Origin of the sequence: Micromonospora sp. L5 (genome assembly GCF_000177655.2) — a bacterium.
GTDB lineage: Bacteria > Actinomycetota > Actinomycetes > Mycobacteriales > Micromonosporaceae > Micromonospora > Micromonospora aurantiaca.
In genome coordinates this window covers 225,859-241,140 of record NC_014815.1, presented here as the reverse complement: position 1 = coordinate 241,140, position 15,282 = coordinate 225,859, and the positions used below count along the sequence as shown (strand labels likewise).

Below are 15,282 nucleotides of genomic sequence, written 5' to 3'. Positions count from 1 at the left end.
CTTCGAGAAGGAGACGACCATGCACCTCTACGCCTACCTGTACGTGGCGGTGAGCACCCGCCTCGCCGAGCTGCGCCGGGACTCCGAGCGCGGCGACAGCCCGGTGCCGACCGCGGTGATCATCTTCGGCCTGGTCGCGGTGGCCATGGCGGTCACCGGGCTCGCCCTGGCCAAGGCGAACAACTGGATGAACGCCATCCCGAACAACACGGCGCCGCAGGCCCCGTGATGCCCCGCCCCGCCCGTACGGTCCGGAGCCGGCCGGCGTCTGCCGGCCGGCCCGCCGGCCCGCCCGGTCCGGGGCGGTTCGCCGCCGCCCTGCGCGCCCGCCTGGCCGAGGGCGAGCGGGGCGCCAACCCGGTCGAGCTGGCCGTGGTGATGCCGGTGATCCTGGTGATGCTGTTCGGCTCGATCCAGGTCGCCGTCTGGTTCGTGGCCCGGTCCACAGCGCTGAACGCCGCGCAGACCGGTGTGAACGCCCAGCGCACGATCGACGCCGGGCCGGACGCCGGACGGCAGCGGGCGATCAGCTTCCTGCAACAGTCCGGGGACTGGCTGGTCGGCTGGGAGCAGACCGGCCCGACCTGCGTCGAGACAGCCACAGCTGTCACCTGCACGGTGCAGGGACGCTCCCTGTCGGTCATCCCGGGCGTCTCGTTCGAGGTCACGCAGACCGCGCACGGCCCGGCCGAACACTGGACCACCGGATGAACGCCGGGCCACGGCGGGACCGGGGTTCCGTCTCGATCGAGGTGGCGGTGCTCGCGCCCGCCTTCATCGGGCTGATGGTGCTGGCCGGGGTCGCCGGGCGGACCGCGATCGCGGACGAGGCGGTGGAGTCGGCCGCCCACGACGCCGCCCGGGCCGCCTCGCTCGCCCGCACCGCTGATGACGGCGCGGAGGCCGCCGAGGTGGCGGCCCAGGACCAGCTCGGCTGGGCAGGGCTGAACTGCACCGGCCCACCCCAGATCGATCTCGCGGGCTCGGTGGCCGGGACGACGACGAGCTTCGCCGCCGCGTACCAGAGCGCCGCAGGCGTGCCGGCGACAGTGACCGTCACGGTGACCTGCACCGTCTCCTTCGACGACCTGAGCGCGCCCGGCCTGCCCGGCGTGCCGGGCGGCAAGACCGTCTCGGCGAGCTTCACCTCGCCGCTGGACACCTACCGGAGTCGCGGATGACCGGGCGGCGCGAGGCGGAGAACGGCCGGGTGAGCCTGTTCCTTGCCGTGGCGATGACCGGCGTACTGGCGATCATCGGCCTCGCCTACGACGGCGCCGGTCAACTGCGCACGCTCCAGCGCGCGGACAACCTGGCCGCCGAGGCGGCCCGCGCCGGCGGCCAGATGATCGACCGCGCGCGGGCCATCGAGGGCGGCCCGAAGCGGATCGACCAGGTCGCCGCCCGCGCCGCTGTCGCCGCCTACCTCGACGCCGCGGGCGGCGTCCAGGACCACGACGTCGACTTCCCCGTGGTCGGCACCGAGACCCAGATCCGGGTACGCGTGCAGATCACCTACAGCCGGGACCTGCTGAGTCTGTTCGGCGTGCAAGAGAACGCCACCGTCACCGGTGAGGCCACCGCTCGGGCGCTCACCGGACCACCGTAGGAAGGGAAGGCCGCCATGGGCGCACCCCGACGCTCCCCCGTCCGCCGCGCCGGCCAGGTTCTCACCGGCCTCGGCGCCCTCGTCGTGCTCGTCGGCGTGCTGGCCGGCGGGCCGGTCGCGTTGCTGGCGTTCGCCGGCAACCCGCTGCCGGATCACCTGCCCACGCTGGCCGAGGTCGGTACGGCGTTGACCAGCCGCGACGACGGCCGGCTGTTCCTGCGCGCGCTGGCGGTGGTGGGCTGGTTCGGCTGGGCCACGTTCGCGTTCTCCGTCGTGGTGGAGCTGCTCGCGGCGGCGGTACGCCGGCCGGCGCCGAAGCTGCCCGGCATGCACCGCCAGCAGAAGGCCGCAGCCGCACTCGTCGGTTCGGTCGCGCTGATCCTGGTCGCGAGCCCGGCCGCGGCGAGTGCCGCCGCGCTGACCGCCCCGCAACCGGCGGTCGCCGCCGTCACCTCACCGGCCGTGGCCGCGAGCCAGGTCACCCCGCCGGCGCCGATCGCGTCGAAGGCGGACGACCCGGCCGTGTACCGGGTGGCGAAGGGCGACTACCTGGGCGAGGTGGCGGATCGCTACCTGGACGACTTCGACAGATACAAGGAGCTGGCCCGGCTGAACCGGCTCGCCGACCCGGACCGGATCCGCCCGGGTCAGCTCATCACGCTGCCGGAGGGCGCGACGGATTCGGGTGCCCGGCGGCACGCCACCGGACGGATCGTGGTCACCAAGCCGGCCGAGACGGCACCGGTCAAGCCGGGTGGCGGCGGCGCCTCGTCGACCACCCCGAAGGCGAAGCCCAAGCCCACGCCGCGGGACGCGACGCCCACCGTGGAGGCGCCTGTCGGTCAGCCGCCGGCCATGTCGGCGGGCGCGTCCCGCGCCACCGCCGAGGAGGGCATCAACCGTCCGCTCGCCATCTCGGCGGTGCTGGCCGTGGCGAGCATCGTGGGTGCGCAGATCGGCGCGCTGCTCGGGTTGCGCAAGCGGCCGGTACCCGCCCGCGCGTTGTCCAGCGGACGGCACCGGCGGGACTGAGTCAGGGCAGCCGGGCCTCGACCCGGCCGGACACGACGCGGCTGGGCAGCACGACCTGGTCGTTCGCGGCCGGGCCGTGCACCACCTCGCCGCCGTCGAGCCGGAACGCGCTGCCGTGCCAGGGGCAGACCACGCAGGCGTGGCCGTCGATCTGCTCCACCGTGCCCTCGCCGAGCGGGCCGCTCTGGTGCGGGCAGCGCTCCAGCATCACGCTGACGTCGTCGCCGTCCCGGTAGAGGATCACCGGGACGTCGTCGATCTTCTTGGTGACCAGCTCGTGCCGGGGCAGGCTGCTCAGGTCACCGACCCGGTGCCAGCCGTCGCTGATCAGGTGCAGCTCGGAGACGCTCTGGCTGGCCTGGGCGCCCTGCTTGTACGCGAGGTGCCCACCCAGGTACGCCCCACCGCTCGCGGCGGACAGCCCCAGATAGGACAGCGTCCGGCCGAGTCCGTGCCGCCCGTTGAGCCGCGCCGCCAGCGAGCCGGCGAACAACGCCAGGCCGACGGTGTTGGCGGCGGCGTGCACCAGCCCGACCCGGCGCTGGTCACGGGTGAGCGTGGCCCAGTCGTTGAGCCCGGCGACGGCCGCGGGCACCGCGCTGACCGTACCGAGGCCCACCAGGGCGGTGGCGGCGCGGCGCTGGCCGGGCAGCAGGTCCACCACGGCGGCGGAGATCCATGCGCCGACCGGCACCTGCACCATCGCGGGGTGCAGCGGATGGCCGAGCCACACGCCGTGCAGCGCGTCGCGTACCCGCTGGGAACGCAGAGTGCCCTGGACGGCGCGCTGCAGCCGGTCACCCACCCGGTCGAGACCGGTGGCCTGTTCGAGTTTCGTCAGTAGTTCGCGCACCCGTTCCGACTTCCCGGCAGGAGAGCCCCCAAACCGGACGCCCCGGAATTCCCTCCCAGGTGCGTCGCGGGCATGCTGAGCCCATGGGGGTACGCGTCGAGCACGCCGGTGCCGTGACCACTGTGATCCTGGACCGGCCCGAGGCTCGTAACGCCGTGGACGGCCCGACCGCGCGAGCGCTGGCCGACGCGTTCCGCGCGTTCGACGCCGACCCGGACGCGGCGGTCGCCGTGCTCTGGGGCGCGGGCGGCACGTTCTGCGCCGGTGCCGACCTCAAGGCCGTCGGCACTCCGCGCGGCAACCGTGTCGAGCCCGGCGGCGACGCGCCGATGGGTCCGACCCGGATGCGACTGTCCAAGCCGGTGATCGCCGCGATCTCCGGGTACGCGGTGGCCGGCGGCCTGGAGCTGGCACTCTGGTGCGACCTGCGGGTCGCCGAGTCGGACGCCACGCTCGGCGTGTTCTGCCGCCGGTGGGGCGTACCGCTGATCGACGGCGGGACGGTCCGTCTGCCCCGGCTGATCGGGGAGAGCCGCGCGATGGACCTGATCCTCACCGGCCGTGCGGTGGGCGCCGACGAGGCGTACGCGATGGGTCTGGTCAACCGGCTGGTCGCGCCGGGTGAGGCCCGCACGGCGGCCGAGGAGCTGGCCGCCGCTATCGCCCGGTCGCCGCAGACGTGCCTGCGCAACGACCGGGCGGCGGTGCGGGACGGCGCGGGGCAGCCGGAGCCGGAGGCGATGGCGACCGAGCTGGCCTACGGCCTGGAGTCGCTGGCTGTGGACGGGGTACGCGGCGCCGGCCGGTTCGCCGACGGGGCCGGCCGGCACGGTGCGCCGGCCGGCTGAGGCGTCACTTCAGCGCGCGTAGCGCGTCCTCGATGGCCCTGTGGAACGTCGGGTACGCGTAGATCATGTGCCGGAGCTGGCTGATCGGCACCGCGGCGTGCACCGCCACGACGAGGGCGGAGAGCACCTCGCCGCCGGCCGGTCCGGCCGAGGTGGCGCCGACGAGGACGCCCTGGTCGGCGTCGGCGATCAGCTTGATGAACCCGGCGTTGCCGGTCTTGTGGATCCAGCCCCGGGCCGACGAGGTGAGGTCGGCGTACCCGACCTGGACGTTGACGCCGCGCTCGCGGGCCTGCTGCTCGGTGAGGCCGACCGCGCCGACCTCGGGGTCGGTGAACGTGACCCGGGGCAGCGCCCGGTAGTCGGCCACCGGGACGCTGCCGGGCGCTGCTGTCGAGCCGCCCGCGCTCATCGCGCCGCCGACCGCGCTGACCACCCCGGCCGCGCCGCCGACGACACTCGCGGTGCCGCTGGCGTCCGGGCCGCCCTTGGTACGCCGCATGTGGTCGAGCACGTCCGGCACCACGATGCCGGCCTGGTACATGGCGATGTGGGTGAATGCGCCCTCGCCGGTGAGGTCGCCGACCGCCCAGATCCCGTCGGTGACGTGCATCCGGTCGTTCACCGGCAGGTACCGCTGCCCGGCGTCCACCCCGACGGTGTCCAGGCCCAGCTCCTCCAGGTGCGCCTTGCGGCCGGTCACCACGAGCAGCTTCTCGCCGGTGAACTCGGCGCCGTCGGCGTGCACGGTGAACGTGGTGCCGTCGTGGCTCACCCGGCCGGCCTTGACCCCGGTGTGGATCTCCACCCCGTCGGCGCGCAGCGCGTCGGCGGCGAGCGCCGACGCCTCCGGCTCCTCGACCGCGAGCACCCGGTCGGCCGCCTCGATGACAGTCACCCGCACGCCGAACCGGGCGAAGACCTGGGCGAGTTCCAGCCCGATCGCGCCGCCGCCGAGCACCAGCAGCGACGCGGGCAGCTCCTCGACCTCGATGGCCTGGTGATTGGTCCAGTACGGCGTGTCGGCCAGCCCGTCGATCGGCGGGACCGAGGGCCGGGTGCCGGTGCCGAGGACCACGCCGTAGCGGGCCTGGAAAACCTGGTCGCCGACGCGTACCCGGTTCGGGCCGTCGAGCCGCCCACTGCCCCGGACGAACCGGCCGCCCTTGCCGGTGAACCGGTCCACTGCCACCTTGTCGTCCCAGGTGTCGGTGGCCTCGGCGCGGATGCGCTTCGCCACCGGCGCCCAGTCGGGCCGCACCTGGGCGGACCCGGCCAGCTCGTTGACCCGGTGCGCCTCGGCCAGCGCGTTCGCCGCCCGGATCATCATCTTGCTCGGCACGCACCCCCAGTAGGGGCACTCGCCACCGACCAGGTCCCGTTCGATGCCGACCACGGTGAGGCCGGCCTCGGCGAGCCGCCCGGCCACCTCCTCGCCGCCGACGCCGAGCCCGACCACTACTACGTCCACCAGTTCCGGCTCCGCCATTCCGCAAGCATTCCGCACCTTCGGGACACCGACCACCGCACCGGGCCGGAATTCCCGCGCCGGTAACGAACGCGACCGCCTACCGTGGCCGCATGCACGCGCGCTTCACCCCGGTCCGGGACTGCTTCCACGACCTGTTCACGACCGGCCGGGAGACCGGTGCGTCGCTGTCGGTGTGGCACGACGGCGTACCGGTGGTGAAGTTGGTGGGCGGCACCACCGCGGCGGTCCCGCCCGGCACTGTCGTACCGGCCGCCGGGGCGGACCGGCCGTGGCGACCGGACACGCTCGTCGACGTCTACTCGGTCGGCAAGCCGGTGGTCGCGCTGTGCCTGCTGCTGCTCGTCGACCGGGGCCGGGTCGACCTGGACGCGCCGGTGTCCGCGTACTGGCCGGGTTTCCGCGCCCCGGCCACCGTGCGGCAGGTGCTCACCCACACCGCCGGGCTGCCCGCCTTCCCGGTGCCCCGGCCCGCCGCCGCCATCGCCGACTGGGACCTGCTCTGCGCCGATCTGGCGGCGGCCGAGCCCGAGTGGACGCCGGGCGCCGTCGCGGCCGAGCACGCCTGGACGTACGGGCACCTGGTGGGCGAGCTGGTCCGCCGGGTGGACGGACGCCCGGTGGGCCGGTTCCTGGCCGAGGAGATCGCCGGACCGTGGCGCCTGGATCTGGCCTTCGGGCTCGGTGAGGCCGACCGGCGGCGGTGCGCCGATCTGTCGTACGCGGATCCGGCCTGGCCGGACGCGATGCGCGGCGAGCCGGGCTCGTTGCGGGCGCGGGCGCTGGACAACCCGCCGGGCGGGCGCGACGTCGCGATGGTGAACAGCGACCTGTGGCGGGCCGCCGAGATCCCGGCGGTGAACCTGCACGCCACCGCCGCCGGGCTCGCCCGGCTCTACGCGGGCCTCCTCGCCCGCGGCACCCTGGACGGGGTACGCCTGTTCAGCCCGGAACTGGTCACCGAGGCGACGCGGGTGCAGTACAGCGGACCGGACCTGCTGCTGGACCGTCCGGTGGACTGGACGCTCGGCATGCAGTGGGAGCCGGACGGCAGCTGGGGCATGGGCGGGATCGGCGGCAGCAGCGCCTGGGCCGACCCGGAGCGCGGCTACACCTTCGCGTACGCGACAGCCCGGCTGGCCGACCACGACCGGGTGGAGGAGCTGGTCGAGGCGTTGCACTCCTGCCTCTGACAGTCGGTCACCCTCGGTGATCCCGAGCCATCGTCACGCAGCGCATTCGGCTGGCCAGGCGGCCCCGTGTTCCCTTTTCCGACTTTGCTCTGCAGCCATCGGCGCAGCACCGTGCTGAACAGGGATTTCCTCGCAGGTCCGAAACCCGCGCGAGGCCCAGTTGGTGACGTTCCGCAACCGATGCGGATATGGCTGCAGAGCAAAGGGGACGAGAGGCACACGGTCCCGGCGAGCGAGAGGTCACTTGGAGTGACCGATTCAACCGAGCCCACACTGCCACGGGAGCGGTGCGCCGGCGTGTCCGGACACGTTCGTGCGCCGGTGATGCGCGGTGCCGGCGGGACGCACGAGCCGACGTCAGCGGGCGGCGTCAGCGCAGCCAGACCGGGTCGGCGCCGGGCACCTCCAGCGGCGGCGGGTAGTCGAGTGTGTGGCGTACCTCGTCGGGCAGCCGCCACGGCTGGTGCACCGCCTTGCCCGCCACCGACGCCAGCTCGGGCACCCAGCGCCGCACGTACGCGCCGTCGGGGTCGTAGCGTTCGGCCTGCCGTACCGGATTGAAGCCGCGGTACGGCCGGGTGTCGTTGCCGGTGCCGGCCACCCACTGCCAGTTGCCCGAGTTGTTGACCCGGTCGCCGTCGAGCAGCCACCGGAAGAAGATTTCCAGGCCGGGCCGCCAGTCCAGCCCGAGGTGCTTGGTCAGGTAGCCGGCGGTGATCAGCCGGGCCCGGTTGTGCATCCAGCCCTCGGCGCGCAACTGACGCATGCCCGCGTCCACGATCGGCATGCCGGTCCGCCCCTCGGCCCAGGCGTCGAACGCGTGCGGGTCGTCGCGCCAGTCCTCCCGCGCGCCGCGCCGGTAGGCAACAGTGGACAGGTCGGGGAAACCGGCCACCACCTGGTGGTAGAAGTCGCGCCAGCAGAGCTGCCTGACGAACGGCCCGTCCCAGCCGCCGGCCCGGGTCGCCACCGCCAGCGGCGAGACACAACCGAACCGCAGGTACGGGCTGAGCCGCGAGGTCTCGTCGCCGGCCATGTCGTCGTGGATGTCGTCGTACCGGTCGAGGGTGGGCAGCCAGGCGGTGAGCCGGCGCCTGGCGACGGCCTCGCCACCGACGGCGGCATCCGGGCTGTCGCCCTTCGGCGGGTCCGGCAGCCGGCCCGGGTCGACGCCGTCGGGCAGCCGGACCCGCTTCGGCGCGGCCAACTCGTCCCGCCACCGCACGCCCTGCCAGGCCCGGAAGTAGGGGCTGAAGACCCGGTAGTGGTCGCCGCCGCCCGGACGCAGCGCGCCCGGCTCGACGATCGTCAGGCCGGGGAACAGGCGCAGGAACATCCGGTGCCTGTCGCACTCGGCGCGCAGCCGGCGTTCCCGGCGGTGGGCGTAGCGGCTCACGTCGGCGGAGAGCCCGACGCCCTCGGCGCCCACCTTCCGGGCCAGTTTCACCGTCTCGGCCACCGGGTCGCCACGCCTGATCACCAGGTCGCCGCCGCGCTTGCGCAGCGCCTCACGCAGGTCGGCCAGGCTCTGGTGCAGGAAGCGGGTGCGGTTCGGCGAGAGCTTCTGCAGCGCCGGGTCGAGCACGTAGAGCGGCACCACCCGGTCGAACGCGGAGCAGGCGGCGGCGAGCGCCGGGTGATCGTGCACCCGCAGGTCACGGGTGAACAGCACGACCGCCGTACGGCCGGTCATCCGGCCAGGGCCGGTTCCAGTGCCGGGCCGGGCACCCGCACCGGCGTACCGGGCGGGGTGAGCAGCGCCCGCGCGGCCACCGCCATCCGGCGCCGCTGCGGCACCAGGGCACGGCGCACGAAGACGTCGTAGTCCTGCGCGGCCACCTCGTCGAGGATGCCGCCGTAGAGCGCGTACGCGGTGCGCATGCACGCCTGCGAGGCCGGGTCGAGCAGCGGGATGCCCGGTGCGGCCGCGACGTAGTGGGCCTGGGCGCGGGTCACCTCGTACTCGATCAGCTCGCGGATGCGCGGCGTGGTGCGGCCGGCGGCCTTCGCCGCGAGCAGGTCGTCGCGGGTGAGGTCGAACTTGGCCATGTCCTCGTCGGGCAGGTAGGTCCGGCCCCGGTCGAGGTCCTCGGCGACGTCCCGGATGAAGTTGGTGAGCTGGAACGCGAAGCCGAGCTGACGGGCGGGCTCGCGGGCGGCGGCCGGGTCGGAACTGCCCAGGATCGGCAGCATCATGGTGCCGATGACAGCGGCCGAGCCCTCCATGTAGTCGAGCAGGTCGTCGTAGGTCGGGTACGACATGACAGTCAGATCCATCGCCATGCTGCGCAGGAACGACGCGAAGTCGTCGCGGTCCAGGTCGAACACGGCGATGGTGTGCAGCACCGCGGGGAGCAGCGGGTCGTCGACCGACGCACCGTGCAGCCCGGCGACGAATCGATCCGACCACTCGCGCAGCCGCGCGGCGCGCTCGGCCGGCGGCAGGTCCTCGGTGCGGTCGACGATCTCGTCCGCGTACCGGGTGAAGCCGTACAAGGCGTGCACATGTCGCCGTTTCCAGGCGGGAAGCAGCCGGGTGGCGAGATAGTAGGTACGGCCGTGACGGCGGTGCAGCTCGCGGCAACGGTCATAGGCAGCGGTCAGATCCGTGTCCATCGGCCCTCCTCAGTTTCGACGCAGCAATCGACGCAACTCGTAACCCTAGGGTACGCTCGCCCGCATGGCCAACGACGCAGTTGCGGGTAATGCGCTCCGCGTCGCGCCGGCTCAGCCCGGGGCGACGGACGATCCGGTCCGCGGCGTACTGGCCGCGTTCACGAAAGACCTGATCAAAGGGGTCGATGAGACGCTCGCGGCGTTCCTGGCCGCGGAAGTCGAATCGCTCACCGAGATCGACGCAGCGATGGGTGGTTTCGCGGCCACGGCACGCGACAGCGTGCTGGCCGGCGGCAAGCGGGTCCGCCCCACGTTCGCGTACTGGGGATGGCGGGGTGTGGTCGGCGGGGAGGAACCGCTGTGCTCGGTGCTCCCGGCCCTGTCCGCGCTGGAGTTGCTGCACACGTTCGCGCTGGTGCACGACGACGTGATGGACGCGTCCGACACCAGGCGAGGGCTGCCCACCGCGCACCGGGCCGCCGCCGCCCGGCACCGGGCCGCCGGACACACCGGCGACCCCGACCGGTACGGCGAAGCCGTCGCCGTCCTCATCGGTGACCTCTGCATGGTCTGGGCCGACCGGCTGATGGCGCACGCGGCGGTCCCGGCGGAGCGGCTGCTCGACGTGCGCCGCTGCTACGACCAGATGCGGGTGGAGACGGTCGCCGGGCAGTTCCTGGACGTGCTCGGCGAGAACGACTCGGCGAGCTGGACCGTCGACCGGGCGCTGCGGGTGGCCCGGTACAAGACCGCCAGCTACACCGTCCAGCGTCCGCTGCTGTTCGGCGCCTGCCTGGCGGGCGCCGACGCGGACGACCCGCTCATCGCCGCGTACACCCGGTACGGGCTGGCCGTCGGCGAGGCGTTCCAGCTCCGCGACGACCTGCTGGGCGTCTACGGCGACCCGGAGACCACCGGCAAGCCGGCCGGGGACGACCTGCGTACCGGCAAGCCGACCGCCCTGCTGATGCTGGCCCGGCAGCTCGCCGACCCGGCGCAGCGCCGGGTCCTGGAGCGGGCCGGCTCGGTCACCTCGGCAACTGAGGTGGACCGGCTGGCCGACGTGGTCCGGGACACCGGGGCCACGGCCCGGGTGGAGCGGATGATCTCCGACCGGGTGACCGAGGCGCTCGCCGCGCTGGGCACCGCACCGATCGACGAGACCGCGCGCACCGCGCTGACCGGCCTCGCCACCGCCGCCACGGCGCGGCGGGCATGATGAGCAACTTCGTGAGCAAGGGGGCCGGAATGCGTACCGTCAAGGGACGGACCGACCGGGTGGTCGTGGTCGGCGCCGGGCTGGGTGGGCTGGCCTGCGCGCTGCACCTGGCCGGCAGCGGCCGGCAGGTGACAGTGCTGGAACGCGAGCCGGTGCCGGGCGGGCGCGCCGGGCGGCTCAGCGTCGACGGGTACGAGTTCGACACCGGCCCGACAGTCCTCACCATGCCCGACCTGATCGCCGAGGCGCTCGGCGCGGTGGGCGAGGAGCTGACCGACTGGCTCGACCTGACCCCGCTCGACCCGGCGTACCGCGCCTACTACCCGGACGGGTCGACGCTCGACGTCATCACCGACACCACCCGGATGGCCGCCGAGATCGCCCGCGTCTGCGGCCCCCGGGAGGCCGACGGCTACCTGCGTTTCGTCGAGTACGCCCGCAACCTGTGGCAGTGGGAACGGGCCGACTTCATCGAGCGCAACCTGGACGCGCCGACGGACCTGCTCACCGGCAACCTGCTGAAGCTGTTCGCCGGCGGCGCCTTCCGGCGGCTCCAGACGAAGATCAACCAGTTCTTCCGCGACCCGCGTACCCAGCGGATCTTCTCCTTCCAGGCCATGTACGCGGGCCTGTCGCCGCACGACGCGCTGGCGATCTACGCGGTCATCGCGTACCTCGACTCGGTGGCCGGCGTGTGCTTCCCCCGCGGCGGCATCCACGCGGTCTCGCGTGGGATGGCCGGCGCGGCCGAGAAGCACGGCGTGCAGATCCGCTACGGCACCACGGTGACCCGGGTGGAGACCGCCAACGGCCGCGCCACCGGCGTCGTCACCGCCGACGGCGACTTCATCCCCGCCGACACGGTCGTGCTCAACCCGGACCTGCCGGTCGCCTACCAGGACCTGCTGCCGCCCAGCCGGCAGCGCAAGCTCACCTACTCGCCGTCCTGCGTGGTGCTGCACATCGGTTCGACGCAGGGCTATGGCAAGATCGCCCACCACAACATCCACTTCGGGCGGTCCTGGAAGGGCACGTTCGACGAGGTGATCCGCCGAGGCGAGCTGATGACCGACCCGTCGCTGCTGGTGACGAACCCGAGCCGCACCGACCCGTCGGTGGCGCCGGCCGGCAGGCACACCTACTACGTGCTGGCCCCGGTGCCGAACCTGGAACGGGCGCCGTTCGACTGGACGGGCGACCTCACGCAGCGGTACGCCGACCAGCTCGTCACCACTCTTGAGGAGCGCGGCTACGTCGGCTTCGGCGACGGCATCGAGGTGATGCGGGCCGTCACCCCGGCCGACTGGGCGGCGCAGGGCATGGCCGCCGGCACCCCGTTCGCCGCCTCGCACAGCCTCTTCCAGACCGGCCCGTTCCGCCCCTCCAACCTGCACCGGACGCTGGAGAACGTGGTGTTCGTCGGCTCCGGCACGCAGCCCGGTGTCGGCGTGCCGATGGTGCTGATCAGCGGCAAGATCGCCGCGGCCCGGATCACCGGGGCGATGTCGTGAGCGAGCGGGAGACCCACCTGGTCGAGCTGGTCGACGACGACGGGCTGGTGATCGGCGAGACCACGGTGGCGACCGCCCACCAGCCACCCGGGCGGCTGCACCGCGCCTTCTCGGTGCTCCTCGTCGATCCCGAGGGGCGGGTGCTGTTGCAGCAGCGGGCCGCGGTCAAGACGCGGTTCCCGCTGCGCTGGGCGAACTCCTGCTGCGGACACCCGCTGCCCGGTCAGTCGCTGACCGAGGCCGCCAACCGGCGGCTCGCCGAGGAACTCGGCGTCGACCCGGTCGACCTCACCGAGGTGGGCGTCTACCTCTACTACGCCGAGGACCCGGCGACCGGACGGGTCGAGTTCGAGTACGACCACGTGCTGCGCGCCGACGTACCCGCCGACCTGGTCACGCGGCCCGACCCGGACGAGGTGGCCGACCTGCGCTGGGTCGACCCCGGCGCGGTGGTGGCCGACCTGGACGCCCACCCCCGCGAGTACGCGCCGTGGCTCGGCGGCGTGGTCAACCGGCTGCTGCACCCCACCGACGCGTCCCGGCCGGGCGTACCGGCCACCGAGGCACCGGAGCGGTCGGGTGGCCGATGAGGCGCTGAGCGCGGGGGCCGTCGCACGCCGACTGGGCGTGGCGGTCACCACGCTGCGTACCTGGCACCAGCGCTACGGTCTCGGCCCCAGCGAGCACGTACCGGGCCACCACCGGCGGTACACGCCGGCCGACCTCGCCCGCCTGGAGATCATGCGCCGGCTGACCACCGAGGGGGTCGCGCCCGCCGAGGCCGCCCGCTGGGCCCGGCAGGCGCCGGCCGTGCTGCCTCCGGAGCGGCTCGGCCTCAAGGCACGGGCCTCGACGGTACGCGACGGCGGCGGCACCATCCCGGTCGGCCGGGCCGGGCCGGCGGCGCGCGGGCTGGCCCGTGCCGCCATGCGACTGGACTCGGTGACCATCGGCCGGACCATCGCCGACGCACTGGCCGCCGACGGGGTGGTGGCGACCTGGGAGGGGCTGCTGCGGCCGGTGCTCGCCGGCATCGGGGAGCGGCACGCCGCCACCTCCGCGCTGATCGAGGTGGAACACCTCATGTCCCGGTGCGTCTCCGAGGCGTTCGCCACAGTGGCGCGGACGTACCCGATGACCGGTCCGCCCCGGATCCTGCTCTCCTGCGCCGACGAGGAGCAGCACTCGCTGCCGCTGGAGGCACTCGCCGCCGCGCTGGCCGAGGTCGGTGTGAGTTACCGCATGCTCGGTGCCCGCGTACCGGTGCCGGCCCTGGTCGAGGCCGTCAACCGGACCGGTCCGGCGGCCGTGGTGCTCTGGTCGCACATCCGCGCCACAGCCGACCCGTGCCAGCTCACCGCGCTGCTGGCGGTGCCGCGCCGGCCGCTGCTGGTGCTCGCCGCCGGGCCCGGCTGGCGGGCCGACTCGCTGCCGGCCGGGGTGGTCCGGCCGGTGGACCTGGCCGAGGCGTTGTCGCTGGCCGTGGCGGTACGGGACTCGCTGGACCAGTCGACGACAAGCTGAGCCCCTCTCCCGTTCCGGGTCGGCGTCCACTACGGTCGGAAAGTCCGTCTGACCCCGACCCCTCCGGGAGCGACGAATGCGTCCACGCGCCCTGTCGGCGCTCGCCCTGGGCCTGGTGCTTCTCGTCACCGGCTGCGGCGAAGCCGGCAAGTCACCCGAGAAGGCCGCCGCGCCGCCGTCGGCCTCGGCGTCCCCGTCACCGACGCCGGTGACGAAGCCCTCACCGACCCCCACCACCCCCGCGAAGCCCAAGCTGCGCCCGCTGCCGAAGAAACTGCCGACGGGCCTGCACCGGGCCAGCGGGAGCAACGGGGTGGCGCTCACCTTCGACGACGGGCCGGATCCCCGCTACACCCCGCAGATCCTGGCCCAGCTCCGGGCGGCCCACGTGAAGGCCACCTTCTGCGTCGTCGGCAAGCAGGCCAAGCGCTACCCCGAACTGGTGGCCCGGATCGTCCGGGAGGGGCACCAGCTCTGCAATCACAGCTGGCACCACGACGTGAACCTGGGCCGGCGCTCCGCCGCCGAGATCCGATCCGACCTGGAACGGACGAACGAGGCCATCCACGCCGCCGCGCCCAAGGCGCCGATCACCTGGTTCCGCCAGCCCGGTGGCCGCTGGACGGCCGAGGAGGTCACGATCGCCAAGCAGATGGGCCTGCGCCCGCTGCACTGGAGCGTGGACCCGCAGGACTGGGACCACCCACCGGCGAAGACGATCATCAAGCGGGTGAAGGGCGCCACCCGGCACGGCTCGGTCGTGCTGATGCACGACGCGGGCGGCGACCGGGCCCAGACGATGGCCGCCTGCCGGCACCTGATCCCGGACCTCAAGCGGCGGTACGGCATCGCCCTGCCGCGCTGACCTGCGTTTTTGCCCGGCTCCACGGCCATGCCCATACCGGTTTTGTCGTCCGCGCAGGCATGACATATGCTTCTCCTGCCTCCGGCGGGGCCGGATGGGAGCAAGTCCGCTTGAAGTTGCGAGTGTGCAATGATGGCGGGGCCGCCCTCATCGTCTAGCGGCCCAGGACGCCGCCCTTTCAAGGCGGTAGCACGGGTTCGAATCCCGTTGGGGGCACGGTCCGGCTCGCGCCGGATGCAACACCAGCCAGGTCCTGTGGAGCAGTTGGAGTGCTCGCCGCCCTGTCAAGGCGGAGGTCGCGGGTTCAAGTCCCGTCAGGACCGCAAGCGCTGACGCCGCGCAGCTCGATGCGCGGCGTTCTGCGTATCGGCCCGTGCGGTAGCATGTGCCGAGCACCACGGCCAGGTAGCTCAGTTGGTACGAGCGTCCGACTGAAAATCGGAAGGTCGGCGGTTCGACCCCGCCCCTGGCCACATAGCCTTTCGCCGGGCTACAGGAGCGCCGACCAGCGGGAACGCAGGTC

General features: G+C 73.5%; 16 protein-coding genes and 3 tRNA genes. 15 read left to right on the top strand and 4 right to left on the bottom strand.

Annotation, left to right across the window (positions count from 1 at the left end):
• The first annotated feature begins 19 nt into the window (after positions 1–19).
• From ML5_RS01225 to ML5_RS01205, 5 genes are read left to right on the top strand one after another with little or no spacing between them, the layout of a single operon-like run.
• Positions 20–229: a hypothetical protein gene (locus ML5_RS01225; protein WP_013283462.1), complete on the top strand. Its 210-nt coding sequence runs from the start codon at positions 20–22 to the stop codon at positions 227–229.
• Positions 229–711 carry a TadE family protein gene (locus ML5_RS01220; RefSeq protein ID WP_013473467.1) on the top strand — a complete coding sequence of 161 codons (483 nt, stop codon included), beginning with the start codon at positions 229–231 and terminating at the stop codon, positions 709–711. Before ML5_RS01225 ends, ML5_RS01220 begins: the two co-directional genes overlap by 1 nt.
• Positions 708–1,181 (top strand): TadE/TadG family type IV pilus assembly protein, encoded by a 474-nt coding sequence (locus ML5_RS01215; protein WP_013473466.1) that lies wholly within the window; start codon positions 708–710, stop codon positions 1,179–1,181. The genes ML5_RS01220 and ML5_RS01215 overlap by 4 nt, the downstream gene beginning before the upstream one ends.
• Complete coding sequence (locus tag ML5_RS01210) at positions 1,178–1,609, top strand: pilus assembly protein TadG-related protein (protein ID WP_013473465.1); 432 nt, start codon at positions 1,178–1,180, stop codon at positions 1,607–1,609. The genes ML5_RS01215 and ML5_RS01210 overlap by 4 nt, the downstream gene beginning before the upstream one ends.
• A gap of 15 nt (positions 1,610–1,624) precedes the next feature.
• On the top strand, positions 1,625–2,641 hold the full coding sequence (locus tag ML5_RS01205) for a LysM peptidoglycan-binding domain-containing protein (RefSeq protein WP_013473464.1): 1,017 nt from the start codon (positions 1,625–1,627) through the stop codon (positions 2,639–2,641).
• 1 nt (position 2,642) lies between these two features.
• Here ML5_RS01205 and ML5_RS01200 read toward each other — a convergent pair whose 3' ends face one another.
• Positions 2,643–3,494, bottom strand: a complete 852-nt coding sequence (locus tag ML5_RS01200; RefSeq protein ID WP_013283457.1) for a Rieske 2Fe-2S domain-containing protein — start codon at positions 3,492–3,494, stop codon at positions 2,643–2,645.
• Positions 3,495–3,577: 83 nt separating this feature from the next.
• Here ML5_RS01200 and ML5_RS01195 point away from each other — a divergent pair, with 83 nt between their 5' ends.
• Positions 3,578–4,342, top strand: a complete 765-nt coding sequence (locus ML5_RS01195; RefSeq protein ID WP_013473463.1) for a crotonase/enoyl-CoA hydratase family protein — start codon at positions 3,578–3,580, stop codon at positions 4,340–4,342.
• 4 nt (positions 4,343–4,346) lie between these two features.
• Here ML5_RS01195 and ML5_RS01190 read toward each other — a convergent pair whose 3' ends face one another.
• Complete coding sequence (locus ML5_RS01190; RefSeq protein WP_013473462.1) at positions 4,347–5,831, bottom strand: NAD(P)/FAD-dependent oxidoreductase; 1,485 nt, start codon at positions 5,829–5,831, stop codon at positions 4,347–4,349.
• 92 nt (positions 5,832–5,923) lie between these two features.
• Here ML5_RS01190 and ML5_RS01185 point away from each other — a divergent pair, with 92 nt between their 5' ends.
• Positions 5,924–7,024: a serine hydrolase gene (locus ML5_RS01185; protein ID WP_013473461.1), complete on the top strand. Its 1,101-nt coding sequence runs from the start codon at positions 5,924–5,926 to the stop codon at positions 7,022–7,024.
• A 370-nt stretch (positions 7,025–7,394) separates the two neighbouring features.
• Here the strand turns inward: ML5_RS01185 and ML5_RS01180 are convergent, their stop codons facing one another.
• Positions 7,395–8,717: a deoxyribodipyrimidine photo-lyase gene (locus tag ML5_RS01180; RefSeq protein ID WP_013473460.1), complete on the bottom strand. Its 1,323-nt coding sequence runs from the start codon at positions 8,715–8,717 to the stop codon at positions 7,395–7,397.
• Positions 8,714–9,640: a phytoene/squalene synthase family protein gene (locus tag ML5_RS01175; protein ID WP_013283452.1), complete on the bottom strand. Its 927-nt coding sequence runs from the start codon at positions 9,638–9,640 to the stop codon at positions 8,714–8,716. The genes ML5_RS01180 and ML5_RS01175 overlap by 4 nt, the downstream gene beginning before the upstream one ends.
• A 64-nt stretch (positions 9,641–9,704) precedes the next feature.
• Here ML5_RS01175 and ML5_RS01170 point away from each other — a divergent pair, with 64 nt between their 5' ends.
• The 8 genes from ML5_RS01170 to ML5_RS01135 all read left to right on the top strand — a co-directional run bounded on the left by ML5_RS01170 (position 9,705) and on the right by ML5_RS01135 (position 15,232).
• Entirely contained in the window at positions 9,705–10,859 is a 1,155-nt protein-coding gene (locus ML5_RS01170) for a polyprenyl synthetase family protein (RefSeq protein ID WP_013473459.1), read from the top strand.
• Positions 10,860–10,888: 29 nt separating this feature from the next.
• Complete coding sequence (crtI, locus tag ML5_RS01165) at positions 10,889–12,370, top strand: phytoene desaturase family protein (protein ID WP_063778306.1); 1,482 nt, start codon at positions 10,889–10,891, stop codon at positions 12,368–12,370.
• Positions 12,367–12,960 carry an isopentenyl-diphosphate Delta-isomerase gene (idi, locus tag ML5_RS01160; RefSeq protein WP_013473457.1) on the top strand — a complete coding sequence of 198 codons (594 nt, stop codon included), beginning with the start codon at positions 12,367–12,369 and terminating at the stop codon, positions 12,958–12,960. The genes crtI and idi overlap by 4 nt, the downstream gene beginning before the upstream one ends.
• Positions 12,950–13,894: a MerR family transcriptional regulator gene (locus ML5_RS01155; protein WP_013473456.1), complete on the top strand. Its 945-nt coding sequence runs from the start codon at positions 12,950–12,952 to the stop codon at positions 13,892–13,894. Before idi ends, ML5_RS01155 begins: the two co-directional genes overlap by 11 nt.
• 76 nt (positions 13,895–13,970) lie before the next feature.
• On the top strand, positions 13,971–14,759 hold the full coding sequence (locus ML5_RS01150; RefSeq protein ID WP_013473455.1) for a polysaccharide deacetylase family protein: 789 nt from the start codon (positions 13,971–13,973) through the stop codon (positions 14,757–14,759).
• 143 nt (positions 14,760–14,902) lie between these two features.
• Positions 14,903–14,975, top strand: a tRNA-Glu gene (locus tag ML5_RS01145).
• Positions 14,976–15,008: 33 nt separating this feature from the next.
• A tRNA-Asp gene (locus tag ML5_RS01140) sits at positions 15,009–15,082 on the top strand.
• A 76-nt stretch (positions 15,083–15,158) separates the two neighbouring features.
• A tRNA-Phe gene (locus tag ML5_RS01135) sits at positions 15,159–15,232 on the top strand.
• Positions 15,233–15,282 lie beyond the last annotated feature (50 nt).